Here is a 17,434-nt window from a genome sequence, read left to right as displayed (position 1 = left end):
AGAAACAATCCTGGTTCGCCTGTCTTTTAAAAGAAGCCGAACCAGGATTATGTTTTTTATAAAGGAATGTTGCCGTGTTTCTTGGGCGGATTGTCGTCGCGCTTGTTGCGGGTCATATCCAGGGCAGCAATGAGTTTTTTTCGGGTGTCGCGCGGATAAATGATCTCATCGAGGTAACCCAGCTCAGCTGCTTTGTATGGATTGGCAAAGTTTTCGCGATAATCGTCGACCCGTTGGGCACGGGCGGCATCATCCTTTTCGTTTCTGAAAATGATGTTTACTGCACCGGCTGGTCCCATTACCGCAATTTCGGCCGATGGATAGGCAAAATTCACATCGGCTCCCAGGTGTTTGCTGGCCATTACATCGTAGGCTCCGCCATAGGCTTTCCGGGTAATAACAGTAATTTTAGGAACAGTGGCTTCGGCATAGGCATAAAGTAGTTTGGCTCCGTGTTTAATAATTCCGCCAAACTCCTGAACAGTACCTGGCAAAAAGCCTGGCACATCAACAAAGGTTACCAGTGGAATATTGAAAGCGTCGCAGAAACGAACAAAGCGGGCCGCTTTCACCGAAGAGTTGATATCGAGCACGCCGGCCAAATGAGCAGGCTGGTTGGCAATAATGCCTACCGAGCGTCCACCCAAACGGGCATATCCGGTAATGATGTTTTGAGCGTAATGAGGCATCACTTCAAAGAAGTGGTGATCGTCGGCGATCGATTTCAGCAACTCGTGCATGTCGTAGGGCTTATTCGGATCGCCGGGGATGAGCGTTTGCAGGGCCTCATCCATTCGGTCCGACGGATCGGCCGTTGGTACAGGAGGTGCTTCGTCGAGGTTGTTTGAAGGAAGGAAGCTCAGCAACTCCCTGATCATCATCAGGGTATGTTCGTCGTCGTTGCCCATGAAGTGTGCAACTCCACTCTTCGAATTGTGGGTCATGGGGCCGCCCAGTTCTTCCTTGCTCACTTCTTCGTGTGTCACCGTTTTAATCACGTCGGGGCCGGTAACAAACATGTAGCTGGTATCTTTAACCATGAAGATGAAATCGGTAATGGCCGGAGAGTAAACAGCTCCTCCTGCACAAGGCCCCATGATGGCCGAAATTTGTGGGACTACTCCCGATGCCTTTACGTTGAGCTGAAAGATGTCGCCATAGCCGGCCAGACTCATAACACCCTCCTGAATACGGGCTCCTCCCGAATCGTTAAGACCAATAACCGGTGCACCCATTTTCATGGCCTGTTTCATCACTTTTATGATTTTGTCGGCATTGGTGCGGCTGAGCGAACCGCCAAATACGGTGAAATCCTGGGCATAGGCAAAAACCAGCCGGCCATCGACTTTACCATAACCGGCTACAACGCCGTCGCCGGGGATGACTTGCTCTTCCATCCCAAAGTTGTTACATCGGTGGGTGACCATCCGGTCGAATTCATTGAAGGTTCCCTGATCAAAGAACATATTGATTCGTTCGCGGGCGGTTAATCTGCCTGTTTTTTTGTATTTGGCGATGCGGGCTTCCCCACCGCCGGCTTCGGCTTCTTTTTTCTTTTTTTCGAACAGCTCGTATTTTTCCTGTGTGCTTTGCATGTTTTGAATTTTAATTTTCAATGGCCGGTTCAATTTCCAGCAAGGGCTGATTCCCCTGAACCGTATCGTTTTCTTTCACTAAAATACTTGAAACAATCCCATCGACCGGGCTTTTGTACTCGCTTTCCATTTTCATGGCCGATACAATAATGACGGTATCACCTTTGGCAACCTTATCTCCCAGGGCAATGGGTATGCGAACAATTTTGCCCGGCATGGGCGATGAAATAATTGCCTCTCCGCCATCCAGTTCACCTTTGGCAGCAGCCCTGTATCGTGCCTTGGCATCGATGATTTCAATCTGGTACTCGTTGCTTCGGGTATTTACAATGTACTGATTGGGCGTAGCACCTTCAATCATTTCCATATTGATCGATTTTCCATTGTTGATGACGGAGTAAACCCCATTCTCAACCTTGGTAACATCGAGCCCATAGATACGATCGCCGATTTTCACCTTATAGATCGTATCGTTTTGTTCCAGAATTTCGACTTTTGCCGTTCTGTCCTTAATTTTTATTTCAAAAGGCATGTTGTGATTTTAAATTCGGATTACATTTTGACGTTTGCTGTATTCCTTCCATGAGGAAGAAGTGTCTCCATTGCCTGATACAGAATTCGTTGCATTCGACTTCAGTTTATCGAGGTAATCGAGATAGGCAACAAAAATGGCCATGTCCTCGCATTCCTGATTGCAGTCGTTTCGTTGCATCAGCATTTCCTCATTGTTGGCAATAAAATGGGTGTCGTAATTGCCACTTACAAAGTCGGGCGTATCCATGATTCTTTCAAGGAAAGGAATGGACGTTTTTACTCCGGTAATTTTGTATTCGTACAACGCCCGCTTCATACGTTGAATGGCTTCATCGCGTGTTTGAGCCCAAACGATGAGCTTTGAAATCATGGGATCGTAATAAATGGGAATTTCATAACCCTCATATACGTATCCGTCGGTTCGCACTCCCAGACCCAGTGGTTCGGTAATGTGTTTGATCAGTCCCGGGCTGGGCATGAAGTTGTTGTCGGGATCTTCGGCATAAATCCGGCATTCAATGGCATGGCCAAACTGCCTGAGTTCTTCCTGCTTTAATTGAAGTGGTTTTCCATCGGCTATCATGATTTGTTGTTTTACCAAATCAACACCGGTTACGCGTTCGGTGATCGGATGCTCAACCTGCAGGCGGGTGTTCATTTCGAGAAAATAAAAGTTATGGTCATTATCAACCAAAAACTCTACAGTGCCTGCTCCAACATACGATACCGATCGGGCAGCCGCAACTGCCTGTTCTCCCATTTTTGCCCTTAACTGAGGGGTCATGAGGGGAGATGGTGTTTCTTCCACCACTTTTTGATGACGACGCTGTACCGAACATTCTCTTTCAAACAAATGGATTACATTGCCATGCTGATCGGCCAGAACCTGAAATTCGATATGGTGAGGCGATTCGATGTATTTCTCAATATATACCGTGTCGTCACCAAAAGCTGTACTGGCTTCCGATTTGGCCATGCGATAAGAGCTGATAAGTTCTTTTTCCGATCGCACAAGACGCATCCCTTTTCCACCTCCACCAGCCGAAGCCTTGACCATGAGCGGATAGCCAATTTCAGCGGCAACACGGTGTATGTCATCGTCGTTTACAAGGTTTTCGTTCGTACCGGGAACCACGCTGACACCTGCCTTCATCATAATTTTTCGTGCAGTTACCTTGTCACCCATCGAAGAAATGGCTTCGGGTGTTGGTCCTATGAAACGTATCCCTGCTGCCGCAATCCGACGGGCAAATTCGGCATTTTCCGACAGAAAGCCATAGCCTGGATGAATGGCATCGGCCCCTGAAGCCAGCGCTACTTCAAGAATTTTGTCGATGTTCAGGTAACTTTCTTTTGAAGGGGAAGGGCCAATGAAATAGGCTTCATGCGCATATCTCACATGTTGTGATTTTCGATCGGCTTCGGAGTAAACCGCTACTGTGGTAATTCCCATTTCGCGGCACGATCTCATGATTCTTACGGCTATTTCTCCTCGATTAGCCACTAAGACTTTTTTAATCATTGAACAATGGTTTAGTTTTAACAGCAAAAAAATAGCGCACCCTTACTACATATCCAAGAATGCAGATATCTTATTTTTTTTGTCACCGGGGCTTTAATCCCGACATTATAAGATATTTAGGTGTTTATTTATGCTTGTAATTTGATTATTAAACATTAAACGCAACACTTTAACGCATTGCTTCGTACAAATGTTTAAGGTTTTAAGTTTTGAACAATAGGGTTTTGTGTTCATTATTTTGGTGATTAGTCGGATGAAGTATATTCTCACTTGATCTATATCCGGAAATCCCGGTTTATTTTTATAATTTCGCACACAAATCCAAAATCAAAATATTATGTTTTCGGGAATAGTAGAAGCGGCCGGAAAAGTGGTGGCCATTGAAAAGGATCAGGAGAATGTGCATTTTACGCTTGGTTGTTCATTTGCTGATGAATTGAAGGTCGATCAGAGCCTTTCGCACAATGGAGTATGTTTAACGGTGGTTGAAGTTGATAAGGGAACAAAGCAATACAAGGTAACTGCCATCAAGGAAACACTGCTGAAGTCGAATCTTGGCGATCTGGAGCCGGGCAGTCTTGTGAATCTTGAGCGGAGTATGATGATGAATGGCCGTTTGGATGGTCACATTGTTCAGGGCCATGTCGATCAGACAGCCACCTGCCGGAAGGTTGAAGAAGCTGATGGCAGCTGGTATTTCACTTTTGAATACGATTTTGATAAGGAAAAAGCCCGTCAGGGTTACATGACTGTCGAGAAAGGATCGGTAACGGTTAACGGGGTAAGTCTCACGGTAGTGAATTCAAAAGATAACTCATTTCAGGTGGCAATTATTCCCTATACCTACCATGAAACGAATTTTCATACCATTCAGGCCGGAACCAGGGTCAACCTCGAATTTGATATTATTGGAAAGTATTTAAGCAAGTTGATGAAATACAGCTAATGAACAATCGTTTCAAAAATCTTAAAGGGGCAGCAGCCCCTTTTTTTGTAGCCGGGAAGACCTCTAATTAGGTGTTGAAAGGCTTACCAGCTATTCAATCGATTAATACGGGTACACTAAAATAAAGATGTTCGATTAAGATCTTTATACCGATTAGAATGAGTACGATTCCACCGGCAATTTCGGCCCGGCCTGCCATTTTCTTACCGAGTTTTCGCCCCATGTAAAGACCCGAAAGCGAGAAGGCAAAGGTTACTGCACCAATTAGTATCACGGGCAGCCAGATGTTTTCGACAAGAAAGGAAAAACTGATTCCCACGGCAAAGGCATCGATGCTGGTCGCCAGCGACATGGGCAGTAGTACCCGCCATTGGGTGGGATGTTTTATTTTTCTTTTCGAAAGCGGAATTCTGCCTTCCATGATCATTCTTAGTCCCAGGAAAGTAAGCAAAGCAAAAGCAATCCAGTGGTCGGCCTGTTTTACTTCTTCACTAAAAACCGAGCCCAGATACCAGCCAAGCAAGGGCATCAGTGCCTGAAAAAGGGACAGCGAAAGTGCTATTTTCAGGGTGTCGGTCAAACGAATGTGTTTTCGGCACATCGATAATCCGCTGCATACCGAAGCAGCAAACGAATCGAACGACAAACTAATGGCGATCAATACAAGTGTAACAATTCCCACAGCTATTCTTCGATGGTTTTTTGGTAATAGGTTTTCAGTTCCTTCCGCAAACTGAGCATTTCGCGGAAGTGTTTGTTTTTGCTTTTTAGCAGTCGCTTGTATTTAATTCTTCGGAAATTACGTTTAATCATTTGTCCGGTTTCCCATCCGATGATTCCACTGGGGATTGAGAAAAGTGTAATTCCCAGGGCTAAACCCCAACCTGGGATGAAGGCTTGTAAAATAAAAAACTGAACAATGAGCCACAGCGGATAAAAAACGAGGCTGAAAACAAAGGAAAAAGTACTCCAAAACTGTGGATCCTTGATTCGGCTTCGATAGGGATACCTTGTGAGATAAAACAACCACCCGTTGGCAATTGCACCATATATTCCAAGCGGAGTTAGCAGGGTAATCAAAAGTGCATTCAGTAAAAGTTCTCCTGAATTGATGGAGCCCTTTTCCAGTTCGTCTTCCGAAAACCCCAGTTTCTCCTTTAGTTTTTTGTATAATTTGGCTTTGGCAATTAAGGCCTCCTTGTCTTCAGCATTATTCTCAAGCCGGAAATATATTTTTTCGGTGAGTAGCTGTTCGGCTTTGACAAAGTTTTTCAGGCTTTTCCTGACTCCTGCCTTTTCGTAGGCTTCGGGTCGCATCATGGCAAATGCTTGGTCGTAGAGGTCGTAGCCCGGTTTGTCGGGCACATGAACCACCAGCTCTTTCATGGCCTCAAAAATAGCATCACGCAGTGCAATCGATGCTTTTAATTCTCCTTCGTTTTTGTAGATTTCGTAGTAATCTTTTGAGCTGATCGGTTTACCATAATTGATGGTGAGGCTTCTTCTGAATTGATAATAATGGGTATAATTGATCCCTACGGGTACAATTTTAATGTCCATTTCAAAGTTGGTCATTTCGGCAGCAATAAAAACGATGCGCGGTATGGCCTTTTTATGAGGAATCATGCTTTTCATTCCTATGTGTGCCGCCTCAGGGAAGAGGCACAAGAAACGATTCGTCTTTAATATGTTGATGCTGTTTTCGAAAACTTCTTTGTTTTTTTCAAGCGAATCCTTGCCATCACGAATGCGATACACGGGTGCAATTTTCATTTTGTTAAGAATGCCGGCCACGACTTTGTTTCTGAATATGTCGGCCCGGGCAAGAAAGGCTGGTTGAAGGTCGCCCGAAAATATAATGGCAAGCGGATCGAGGAGGGCGTTTTGATGATTGGGAGCGAGTATTACCGGTTCATTCCGGGGTACATTTTCAAGCCCGTTAACAGTGAAGTATTTGTGTGCAGCCCGATGCACGATGGAGGCAATAAACTTGAGCACTTCATACCTGAATGACCACCTTTTCATATTTCTCATCCTGCTTGATGTTGGTTTATAAAATGGGCAGTATCAAATAACTGCATGCTTCCCTTTAAGGAAAACAAGCCCGGTATGTTTAGTGGCCGGTAAAAGTTGAAAGTGCTTACCCAATTATGCTGGTAAAAATAGCCAAAGCGCCCTGAGTCACCAAATACAAGTTAAAAAAAAGTGCTTAAGCCCAAAGGGAAGAGCTTTTGGTGGACTCTGTTTTTTGAGGCCTTACTCGTCGTCGAGCGGTTTTCGTCCCCAGAGTGTAGCCATGATTAAACCCGAAATAATGTGCCAAATTCCCCACCAGGCAGCGATTACAGCCATTCCTCCCAGCTCGAAGTCAACAGGAAAAAGTTTGGGATTGAACATCAGCGTGAGCGCAAGCCCTGAATTTTGTATGCCCGTTTCGATTGATATTGAACGGCGGTCTTTGCGATTGAGCTTAAGAATTGAAGCAAAAGAAAAACCGGTGCCAAGTGCCAGCGCATTGTGCAGCAACACAATGATGAAAATTAGATGAATGTTGCTAAGGAACTGACTGAAGTTATTTTTCAACATGATCACCACCATGACCAGAAAGAAGAAAATGGAGAAACGCTGTATGGGTTTCACAATTTTTTTGGTTATGGAGGGGAAATATTGTGCAAATAAAACACCAAGTATTACCGGTATGCCAAGAATAACGAAAACCGTGAAGAAAATTTCCATCGGTTCAATTTCAAGCGGACGCAGGAAGGCACCGCCTTGTTTGTTGTAGTAATTGACATAAATTCCTCCCCAAAATGAAAAGTTGAAGGGAGTCATGAAAATTGCCGAGAGGGTTGCCAGTGCAGTCATTGTAACCGAAAGTGCCGTGTTGCCTTTTGCCAGAGATGAAAGAAAATTAGAAATATTACCTCCCGGACAGGCAGCCACCATAATCATACCCAGTGCAACCGAAGGTGTTGGCTTGATTATCAGAATCAAAAGAAAGGTCAGCGCAGGTAACAAAAAGAATTGGGAAATGTAGCCAACAATGGTCGGCTTTGGTTTTTGTACGACTGCTTTAAAATCGTTTACCTTTATCGAAAGGGCTACCCCAAACATAATTATTACCAGTGCAATGTTCAGGAACAACAGTCCACCCTGACTGAAGTTAAGCCTTACATGGTCAAGTGCCTCTAATGATTCAAACATGGAAGCAAAAATAAAGGAGTGAGACCTATTTTTTCACACTAAAAAAATGTTGTATAACAGGCCTAATTGTTTTTGTAAATACAAAGGACCATGTTTTTAGTCGTGGTCCTTTGTGAGTGCGGTGTTGCTCGCTTTGTAAAAAAAACAAAGCAAGTTGTATTTTATAGAAAAGGGTACTTATTTCTTCCGGTTAATTTTAACGGAGTAGTTCCTTTATTTTTGCAGGGATATCGGTATTGTCGTAGAAGCCCATGAATTGTTCCGCTCCCGGGCCAAAGGCAAAAACTGGCACCATGATTCCTGTATGGCTGCCTGAGGTATAGCCCGATTTGATATAGCCACTGTCGAAGTCACCACTGTTAATTCCCATTCCTCCGGTTTCATGATCGGCAGTTACAATGACCAGGGTTTGCTTGTCCCTGGCTGCAAAGGCCAGGGCCTCACCAACAGCCTTATCAAAATCGAGCACTTCGCTTGTAATGTAGGATGTGTTATTTTGATGTCCTCCCCAGTCAATTTGTGAACCTTCAACCATCAGGAAAAAACCGTCGGGATCAGCTTCAAGCAGGCTGATGGCAGTTTTAGTAGCCAATGGCAGCATGTCACCACGCCCGTCAAGTACGGTGGGCATGTGTTCGGGAGCAAGCAATGCTGCCACTTTTCCCTTGGAGGCTTTCTTTAGTTCTTCAATATTCCGTAGTACTTTATAGTTCTTCTTTTCGAGATCTTTTGTAAGATCACGTCCGTCGGCTCTTTCGGTAAAATGTTTTAGCCCGCCTCCAATGAATACATCAATGTTGGTTTTCAGATAATCGGCAGCAATGGCTTCGTACATCGATCGTGCTGGCTGGTGGGCAACAAAGGCTGCAGGAGTTGCATGGGTTACCGCCGAAGTCGAAACCACACCGGTGGCCAGTCCCTGCTGCTCGAATACTTCCCGAATGTTGGTAATTGAAATGGTATCGGTATTCATGCCAATTGCACCGTTGTAAGTTTTTTGTCCGCTTGAAAGCGCTGTTCCTGCTGCAGCTGAATCGGTAATGTAGTTGCTTGCCGAGTGGGTGGTTTGTAAACCAATGTGGCTGAAATTATGAAGAAAAAGTTTGCCGTGATTGGCTGTAAACCCCGCATGAATTTGTGCCAAACCCATTCCGTCACCTATGAGAAAAATTACATTTTTGGGTTTCTTGTTTGTTGCAGGTTCCTGGTATACTGCTACTTTATAAGCTGCTGAGCCTTGATGTATCAGTGCAGTTTCCTCCTTCGAAATGGTTTTGTAGTTTTCCTGTGCGGTTAAAAAGGCAGGGCTTAATACGAGTGCCAGTAATGCGAGATAAATGTTCTTTGTTTTCATTTTTATGTTTTATTTTCAAGCAAATCAATACAATCTGCAGTAATGTATAGTTTTCACAATATTAACTAATTTATCATTAAATAATTAATTCAACTTCTCAAAATCAAAATCGTGATTAAGACAATAAACAACGGGTTGTTGACCGGGTTTTATCAGAATGCATTCCATGCGGAGTAATTCGGCCAGAATATTTTCGGCCCGCCATCGGTTAATCATGGCCAGACGGCTGAATTTTGAAAGCGTAATCTCATTGTTTTCCCTAAGATGCTGAACCAGCATGCGGTGTGGCTCGTCATAGGTGAAAAGCAGCCCTTTGCTGTCTCTTTCTAGCTTCCAGGCTTTTAGCTGCACCCTGTTGGCCAGGATGTTTTCATCGTTACGTCGCACATAGGCCAGCCATTTTTTCTGATCGTTTTCGGCGTAATGAGGTTTTTTACTGCTGGCTTGAACAATAATTTCAAGTACTGTTTTTCCTTCAACCAACCATTCCTGGACTTCAAAATTAATTTTAGGTTCACTGTAAATATTGGCTGCCGCTTCAACCATGTAATATTCTTCGTCCGATTTTACACCGGCAATTTTTCCATTGTCTTTCACGCCAACCAACAAGCGACCTCCGTCGGTATTGGCAAAGGCCACCAGCGAACGGGCAATTTTTCGGGAATCGTTAATGCAGTATTTAAAGTCCTGCTGCTGATGTTCGCCCTGAGCAATCAGCTGGTATATCGGGTTAATATTGATCTTCATTTTCATCTTCATTCAATTTTCCTGCCAACACAGGCCCTTGCGTGTTAAGCAATCAAAGTACTTCGGCTACTACAAAAGTACTGCCGCCAACAAATATCAGATCGCTTTCTGCTGCATTTTTACGGGCAGCATCAAAAGCCTGTTTTACGTTGGGATATGCCGTGCCATTGAATCCGAAGCTTCTTGCTTTTTGTGCCAGGAGATCGGGATCGAGCGCCCTTTCGATGTTGGCCCGCGTGAAATAATAATGCGCATCGGGAGGTAAAAGTTTAATAATTTTATTGATATCCTTATCATTTACCGTACCAAATACAATGTGAAGCTGGTCGTGTGGGTGCTTGCTCAATTGCTGAACAAGGTAACTGATACCTGCTTCGTTGTGGCCGGTATCGCAGATAATATCAGGCTTTGTTCCTATTTTCTGCCAGCGTCCCTGTAAACCTGTTTTTTCGGTAACAGCGGCTAAACCTTCGCTTACCGCCTCGTCAGGAATTTTAAACTTACTGCGCTTTAGTTCGGCCAATGCTGCAATTACTGTAAGCAGGTTTTTATCCTGATAACTGCCTTTTAAATCGGTTTGCAGTTTACGGTAAACAATGGAACACTGATTGCTCACCATGAACGAAAGATCATGGTTGCCGGTGAGTACATACTCCCGATCGGCAAAAACCAGTCTTGCATTTTGCGCCCTGGCTTTTTCCTTAAAAACAGCTTCACTGCCTTCCTGATACTCTCCAACCACCACTGTTGTATTTTTTTTAATGATTCCTGCCTTTTCAGCCGCAATTTGCTCAATGGTATTGCCTAAAAGATTGGTGTGATCGAGGCTGATATTGGTGATTACCGACAATTCGGGAGAAATGATGTTGGTTGAATCGAGCCGTCCGCCTAAACCGACTTCAATCACTGCGATATCGACTTTTTCGCGGGCAAAATAATCGAAGGCCATTAAAACAGTGAGTTCGAAAAATGAAGGTTCGAGCTGGCTTTTGGCGTTCAGCTTTAAAAAGCGCTCAAGAAAATTACCTACTGCCGCTTCACTCATCATGTTGCCATTAATGCGGATGCGCTCCCGAAAGTCTTTTAAATGGGGCGAAGTGTAGAGCCCGGTTTTGTATCCGGCGCTTTGCAATACCGAGGCAAGCATATGCGATACCGAGCCCTTTCCGTTGGTGCCGGCCACATGAATTGTTTTAAATTCATGATGTGGGTGAGCAAACAACTGATCGAGGGCCAGGGTGTTGTCGAGATTGTTTTTATAGGCAGCCGGTCCGGTACGCTGGTACATGGGCAGCTGCTCGTAAAGGAAATGCAATGCTTCAGAATAGTCCATTATTTATCAACAGGTAGTTGTTACAAAAATCACCAAAATAGCCCGATTGAAAAAAGAAATAGGCCACTTTTTTTCTTACTTTTAAACATTCGTCGTTCAGTTACACCAACACTACAATTTATTCTATGAGCAAACTGGAAAACAAAATCTTCATCATCGACACCAATGTGATACTTCACGATCATCAGTGTATTTTCAATTTTGAGGAAAACGATGTGGTGCTTCCCATTGTTGTACTCGAGGAGTTGGATAAGTTCAAGAGGGGAAGCGATCAGCTTAATTATCAGGCCCGTGAGTTTGTTCGCTTGCTCGACGATCTGGTGAAGGATGATCTTTTTAACGGGGGGTTGTCGCTGGGTACAAATAAAGGAAAATTGAAGATAGAAACCGGCAGGCCCTTTTCTGAGAAGCTGAAAGTCTCGTTCAAGGAAGACATTGCCGATCACCGGATACTTGCCATCACCGAACACATTAAAGAACAGCATCCCAATAAGAAAGTAGTGCTGATTACCAAGGATATAAATCTTAGGATGAAGGCCAAGTCGCTGGGCATTGATGCTGAAGATTATAAAAACGACAAGGTAACTAATCCCGAAATTTTCGATAAGGGAGTCTATATTAAGGAGAACTGTGACGACAGTATGATTGCCCGCCTGTACGAAAATCGCTTTCTTCCGGCCGATGAGTTGAATACAGAAGTGAAATCGCGGGCCAACGATTATTTTATTTTTAAGGGACCCAATACCTCGGCGCTGGTACGCTACGATGAGCCTGGCAATCGATATGAACGCGTAGATAAATTATCGGCTTATGGGATCAAACCGCGAAATGCTGAACAGACCTTTCTGCTGAATGCCTTGTTGAATCCCGATATTAAGCTGGTTGCCGTAACAGGCAAAGCGGGAACAGGAAAAACCCTCCTGGCGCTTGCAGCAGCACTGGCGCAGTCGAATGTATATGAGCAGATCTTACTGGCCAGGCCTATTGTTGCACTCAGTAACCGCGATATAGGATTTCTGCCTGGCGATGCCGATGAGAAAATCAGACCCTACATGCAGCCCCTGTTCGATAACCTCACCGTAATTAAACATTGTCATAACCCCCGAAGCATCGAAAATACCCGCATCGAGGAAATGGTGAAGGAAGAACGACTGGTTATTGCAGCGCTGGCCTATATCAGGGGCCGAAGCCTTTCCAACTCTTATTTCATTATTGATGAAGCGCAAAACCTGACTCCCCACGAAATCAAGACCATCATTACCAGGGCAGGCGAAGGAACCAAAATGGTGTTTACAGGCGACCTGCATCAGATCGATTCACCCTATCTCGATCAGCAATCGAACGGACTGGCCTACTTGAGCGACCGAATGAAGGGGCAGGAGCTTTTTGCCCATGTTAATCTGGTAAAAGGAGAACGCAGTTATCTGGCCGAACTGGCCAGTGATTTGTTGTAGGCATTCCCGGTTTTAACAAAATTTAAGTATTGAGATTCAATTCAAATAACAATAAAAGAAAATACCGCCCGTTTTAAAGCAAGTAAGGATCGGAAACATCCACTATTGCAGGTTATCGTTGGTCAAAACAATTACTTTTATCCGGTCCTTACTTTTTTTATCTTTCCTTCAGAAAAAAAAATCAAATCTCATGTTACGTGATCTCATTCTAAAGAATCGCAGTTACCGCCGTTTTGATCAGTCAGTCCCTGTTGATACTGCTACACTCGAACAATTGATTGACCTTGCCCGGTTTTCGGCTTCGGGACGAAATGCACAAAGCATCAAATACATTATTTCGAACGAAGAAAGTAAAAACCAGAAAGTATTTTCCACCCTGGCCTGGGCCGGTTTTCTTAGCGACTGGCCTGGGCCCGTTGAAGGGGAAAGGCCCTCGGCTTATCTCATTCAGGTACTCGATAGCGAAATTGCAAAGCAGTTTTTCTGCGACGACGGGATTGCGGCACAAAGCATCCTGCTGGGCGCCGTTGAGGCCGGATTTGGAGGATGTATCTTCCGCTCAATCAATAAGCCACGCCTTGCCGCGCTGCTCGAAATTCCTCCCCGTTACAGTATTATCAATGTAATCGCACTGGGGAAGCCCATCGAAAAGGTAGTGCTTGAAACAATGAAAAATGATGATTATAAATACTGGCGCGACGATGAGGGAGTGCACCATGTGCCCAAGCGTGATCTCCGTGATTTGATTCTCCCGCTTTAAGCCGGCAGCAGGTTACAAAAACAAAGGTGTGAAAGCTCATTGGTTTGTTCCTAAGATTATTTTTAAATTATGCCTGCATTTTTGAAAATTAATCATAAACCAACCAACATGAGTAAACGAACTGCATTTCCAAAGGTATTCTGGGTTGCCAATACCATCGAGATTTTTGAGCGTTTTGCCTATTACGGCATTTATATGGGCTTTGGTATTTATTTACAAAAGCTGGGTTATTCGAAAGGTGATCTGGGTGCCATTCAAAGTATTTTTCTTGCTTTCAGTTATCTGATTCCCCTATTTTCGGGAACCATTGCCGATAAGTATGGATTTAAACGGGTGCTGATTGTGTCGTATCTGGCCTATTTGCCGGCCATACTGATGCTCATTGTTTTTAAATCGTTTTCAGGTATCGCCCTTACCATGCTCACCATCGGGTTTGCGGCAGGTATTTTTAAACCGCTCATTTCGGCCACGGTGCGTGCTACAACCGATTCAACGAACAAAACATTGGGCTTTGGTATCTTTTACATGATGGTCAACCTGGGAGCCTCGGTTGGCCCGCTGGTAATGGGAAAACTCAGGGCCATGAGCTGGGATTATGTATTTTACACGGCGGCCGCTGCCATTGCCATCATGCTGTTAATTACCATCTTCTTTTACAAAGAGCCTGAGCGCGAAAACGAAGGAGTTACACTAAAACAAAAATTCAACGACATCCTTACCGTACTATCCGACGGGAAATTTACTTTCTTTCTGATTCTGTTGGGTCTCTTTTTCTGGCTTCCATTCTGGACCTTTTTTAATGTACTTGCCATTTATATTAACGACTACCTCGACACGGCCATGTTGTTTCACGGCGTGTCGAATGTTATTGGCGAAGGCATAACAAAGGCTTTGATTGCCAGCGAGGTCGATGGTGTGTGGCGCATCAATGCCGAAGCCATTTCGCATACCGGTTACATCATCATTATTTTTCAGTTGCTCATTTCACGCATCTTCGAAAAGAGGGCAGCCATTCCTGCCTTTATTCTGGGCCTCTTTATTGCGACCACCGGTTTTGTAGTACTCGGACTTGCTGTAACCACCTACAATGGTCTGGTATTTCTGGGCGTGTTCCTTTTTGCCATTGGTGAAATGATCTCTTCACCGCGAATTCAGGAATACATCATGTGGATAGCCCCTAAGGAAAAGGCAGGCCTTTACATGGGAACCAACTTCCTGGCTACTTTTATCGGTGCTATTTTAAGTGGAACGTATACGGCCATTATGGGGCGTTTCGAAGAAGCTGGAAACCCTGAATATACGATGTATACACTGGCCATTCATTTGTTGCTGGGAATGCTGGCCATTTATTTGTTTACCAAACTGAAGGGCGGCTTTGTCGAGCGTACTGAGTAAATTCTGTATAATAAACAACTTGAAGCGGAAATGCTGTTGAAGGCTTTCCGCTTTCTTATTGAACCGCAGTGCAAGCTATTTGTTGTAAAAGGCAAAAGTTTACCATAAACCCAATCAATATGAAACAGATTCTGTTAATTGTATTTGCACTGATCGTTTTTGCTGCCTGCAATTCAAAAAAACCACCCAAAGATTCCACCATGGTTGAGTTGAGTTCGTTAAATAAGAGCGAAATCAAAAGTGCTCAGCAGGGTGTACTGCAATTGTCCAACGTGAGCCTGCGTATTCCTGAGGCATGGCTTGAGGAAGCACCATCGAATGAAATGCGGATCACCCAGTTCAAACTGAAGGCTCATCCCGAATATGAAGTGGTGGTTTCCTATTTCGGAAATATGGACAACATGGTTGAAGCCAATATCGAACGGTGGAAGTCTCAGTTTGTAAGCATGGATGAATACCGGGAACTTGAAGTGGATCCCGACGGAGTAAGTGGAATTAAAATAAGCGGAACCTTTAAACTGAAGCCCTTCCCAATGGCCCAGGATTTTACCGAAACCGCCGGTTATGGAACGCTTGCAGCCATTGTTCCTTCAGACGAAGGTCCTTATTTCTTAAAACTGACAGCACCGGTTGAGGTGATCAATAAAGAAGAAGCGGCATTTGTACAATGTTTGAATTCAATTCAGTACAAGTAAAAAATCACAAAAAGAGCGTCGTATGGGAAAAGCTCCCTACGACGCTCTTGTGTTAAAGTAAAAGATCTCACTGTTTATCCCCGTACAAATAAAGCTTTCATAATATCGGTCACCATTTTCGGGTTTTCTTTCAGGCGGCGCGAACAATAGCCAAACCATTCTTTCCCAAAAGGCACGTAGATTCTCATTTTATGACCGGCCGCAACAATTTTGTCGCGCAGGCCGGGTGTTACCCCGTAAAGCATTTGAAATTCATAGCGGTTTTTAGGGACTTTGTATTGCTCAATCAGGGCCATGGCTTCGCGTACCAAAAAATCGTCGTGGGTGGCAATGGCTGCATATACCCCGTTTTGAAACATGAGTTCGAGGTCTTTGAGGTAATGATGACGAACCTCATGATAATCCTTGTAGGCAATCTCAGCCGGCTCAACATAAATTCCCTTGCAAAGTCTGAAGTTCAGAGGGGCTTCATCGGAGTGACATTCTTTAATTAAGGCCTCGATATCGGAGTAGGTACGACGCATATAAGCCTGTACTACCAAGCCCACGTTGTTTGGAAATTCCTTTTTCAACCTTTTAAACAGTTCAATTTCCATGGTGGTACATTGTGAATCTTCCATGTCAATGCGCACAAAATTTTGTGTTTTTGCAGCTTCTGCAAGCACCTCGCGCACGTACTCATAGCATTGTTCACTATCGATAAGCAGACCAAAGCTGCTTGGCTTTACCGAAAAATTTCCGTCAATGCCCTGTGTGGTCAGGTACCTGATTATTTGCAGGTATTGGTCTTTATTTTGCCTGGCCTCATCGATCGTTTGGATGAATTCGCCCAAAAGATCAACAGTTACAACCATCCCTTCCTTGTTCAGCTGTCGTGAAACATCGAGTGCTGCGTTGAGATCTTCTCCGGCAACATAACGTTTCGAGAACAGCCAGACTACCTTCTTAGGCACGTAAGGCAAAGTTGTGGCGACAAGTTTATTAAACATGGTAAATCTTGTTAATGGTTTCTTTGAAAATGGTATTTAAGCCATGACTAAAAATACCACATCGGCAGGGTGGAATGAATGATGATTGTCAGCCCTAAGTCATGACTTTTAGCATTTGACAGTTCACACAAATTGTGTTCAAAACGACTTTTCCTGCTTTTATAACTCAATAGAAAAAGTATCTTTGCGCTGATAAAAACCAATTGTTGAATGCTAACGGACCTGCTTGCCGGCCAAATCAAAACAGTCGATAACATTAGTGCGTTGCATAGTCATTTAAACAAAAAAAGCTGACGAATGAAAAAGTTACCCTTAATAATTAGCCTGATTGCCCTGGCTGGCGTGCTTGTTTTGTTTGTACTTACTTTCACCGGGAAAGGTGACAAGCAGTCAATAAACCACAATACCAGCAAAGTTGAAAATTCAGAGAACGGCGGACTAAAAGTCGCCTATATTCTTACCGATTCGGTATTAGTTAATTACCAGCTTTCGATCGATCTGAACGACGAATTTGTTGGCAAACAGACTCAGTACAACGAAGAATTCAGCAAAAAACGGGTCGATCTTGAGAAACAGGCAGTTGCCTTTCAGGAAAAACTTCAGCGTGGCGGCTTTCTTACCGAAGAGCGTGCCATGAAAGAACGTGATCGTATTCTGGGACAGGAGCAGGAAATTCAGCAACTCGATTATGAATTATCGAACAAGCTGGCCAAAATGGAACAGGATATCAACCTGCAACTGGTCGACAGTATTGTGAATTATGTGAAAGAGTACAATAAGAACCACAATTACGACTACATTCTCAGCAACAATGGAAACATTATTGTCGGGGCACCACAACATAATCTTACAAAAGCAATTGTCGACGGATTGAATGCCCGTTATGCAAAGGCGAAAAAGTAAAGA

At 44.1% G+C, this 17,434-nt stretch carries 16 protein-coding genes; 6 read left to right on the top strand and 10 right to left on the bottom strand.

What is annotated here, in order from left to right:
* Positions 1–56: 56 nt before the first annotated feature.
* The 3 genes from FHS86_RS15205 to accC are packed head-to-tail and all read right to left on the bottom strand — an operon-like array spanning position 57 to position 3,651.
* On the bottom strand, positions 57–1,595 hold the full coding sequence (locus FHS86_RS15205; RefSeq protein ID WP_429415530.1) for an acyl-CoA carboxylase subunit beta: 1,539 nt from the start codon (positions 1,593–1,595) through the stop codon (positions 57–59).
* 10 nt (positions 1,596–1,605) lie between these two features.
* Positions 1,606–2,127 (bottom strand): acyl-CoA carboxylase biotin carboxyl carrier protein subunit, encoded by a 522-nt coding sequence (locus FHS86_RS15200; RefSeq protein WP_429415527.1) that lies wholly within the window; start codon positions 2,125–2,127, stop codon positions 1,606–1,608.
* Between the two features lie 9 nt (positions 2,128–2,136).
* Positions 2,137–3,651 carry an acetyl-CoA carboxylase biotin carboxylase subunit gene (accC, locus tag FHS86_RS15195; protein WP_429415524.1) on the bottom strand — a complete coding sequence of 505 codons (1,515 nt, stop codon included), beginning with the start codon at positions 3,649–3,651 and terminating at the stop codon, positions 2,137–2,139.
* Between the two features lie 337 nt (positions 3,652–3,988).
* Here accC and FHS86_RS15190 point away from each other — a divergent pair, with 337 nt between their 5' ends.
* Entirely contained in the window at positions 3,989–4,597 is a 609-nt protein-coding gene (locus tag FHS86_RS15190) for a riboflavin synthase (RefSeq protein ID WP_429415521.1), read from the top strand.
* A gap of 94 nt (positions 4,598–4,691) precedes the next feature.
* Here the strand turns inward: FHS86_RS15190 and FHS86_RS15185 are convergent, their stop codons facing one another.
* From FHS86_RS15185 to FHS86_RS15160, 6 genes are all read right to left on the bottom strand, one after another.
* On the bottom strand, positions 4,692–5,279 hold the full coding sequence (locus FHS86_RS15185; protein WP_429415518.1) for a manganese efflux pump MntP: 588 nt from the start codon (positions 5,277–5,279) through the stop codon (positions 4,692–4,694).
* A 2-nt stretch (positions 5,280–5,281) separates the two neighbouring features.
* Positions 5,282–6,631 (bottom strand): 1-acyl-sn-glycerol-3-phosphate acyltransferase, encoded by a 1,350-nt coding sequence (locus tag FHS86_RS15180; protein ID WP_429415515.1) that lies wholly within the window; start codon positions 6,629–6,631, stop codon positions 5,282–5,284.
* Between the two features lie 222 nt (positions 6,632–6,853).
* Positions 6,854–7,801, bottom strand: coding sequence for a bile acid:sodium symporter family protein (locus FHS86_RS15175; protein ID WP_429415512.1), 948 nt, complete (start codon positions 7,799–7,801; stop codon positions 6,854–6,856).
* Positions 7,802–7,997: 196 nt separating this feature from the next.
* Entirely contained in the window at positions 7,998–9,155 is a 1,158-nt protein-coding gene (locus tag FHS86_RS15170; RefSeq protein WP_429415509.1) for an alkaline phosphatase, read from the bottom strand.
* Between the two features lie 84 nt (positions 9,156–9,239).
* Positions 9,240–9,908 (bottom strand): AlbA family DNA-binding domain-containing protein, encoded by a 669-nt coding sequence (locus tag FHS86_RS15165; RefSeq protein WP_429415506.1) that lies wholly within the window; start codon positions 9,906–9,908, stop codon positions 9,240–9,242.
* A gap of 46 nt (positions 9,909–9,954) precedes the next feature.
* Positions 9,955–11,235, bottom strand: a complete 1,281-nt coding sequence (locus FHS86_RS15160) for a bifunctional folylpolyglutamate synthase/dihydrofolate synthase (protein ID WP_429415504.1) — start codon at positions 11,233–11,235, stop codon at positions 9,955–9,957.
* A gap of 125 nt (positions 11,236–11,360) precedes the next feature.
* Between FHS86_RS15160 and FHS86_RS15155 the strand changes: the two genes are divergently transcribed.
* From FHS86_RS15155 to FHS86_RS15140, 4 genes are all read left to right on the top strand, one after another.
* Entirely contained in the window at positions 11,361–12,689 is a 1,329-nt protein-coding gene (locus FHS86_RS15155) for a PhoH family protein (RefSeq protein WP_429415501.1), read from the top strand.
* A 190-nt stretch (positions 12,690–12,879) separates the two neighbouring features.
* Positions 12,880–13,449, top strand: a complete 570-nt coding sequence (locus tag FHS86_RS15150; protein ID WP_429415498.1) for a nitroreductase family protein — start codon at positions 12,880–12,882, stop codon at positions 13,447–13,449.
* A gap of 108 nt (positions 13,450–13,557) precedes the next feature.
* Positions 13,558–14,844, top strand: a complete 1,287-nt coding sequence (locus tag FHS86_RS15145; RefSeq protein WP_429415495.1) for an MFS transporter — start codon at positions 13,558–13,560, stop codon at positions 14,842–14,844.
* Positions 14,845–14,963: 119 nt separating this feature from the next.
* Entirely contained in the window at positions 14,964–15,539 is a 576-nt protein-coding gene (locus tag FHS86_RS15140) for a hypothetical protein (protein WP_429415492.1), read from the top strand.
* Positions 15,540–15,613: 74 nt separating this feature from the next.
* Here FHS86_RS15140 and FHS86_RS15135 read toward each other — a convergent pair whose 3' ends face one another.
* Positions 15,614–16,528, bottom strand: a complete 915-nt coding sequence (locus FHS86_RS15135) for a proline dehydrogenase family protein (protein ID WP_429415489.1) — start codon at positions 16,526–16,528, stop codon at positions 15,614–15,616.
* 297 nt (positions 16,529–16,825) lie between these two features.
* Between FHS86_RS15135 and FHS86_RS15130 the strand changes: the two genes are divergently transcribed.
* Positions 16,826–17,431, top strand: a complete 606-nt coding sequence (locus FHS86_RS15130) for an OmpH/Skp family outer membrane protein (RefSeq protein ID WP_429415486.1) — start codon at positions 16,826–16,828, stop codon at positions 17,429–17,431.
* Positions 17,432–17,434 lie beyond the last annotated feature (3 nt).

Origin of the sequence: Roseimarinus sediminis, from assembly GCF_050433125.1 — a bacterium.
Lineage (GTDB): Bacteria > Bacteroidota > Bacteroidia > Bacteroidales > Prolixibacteraceae > Roseimarinus > Roseimarinus sediminis.
This window is presented reverse-complemented; position numbering and strand designations above follow the sequence as displayed.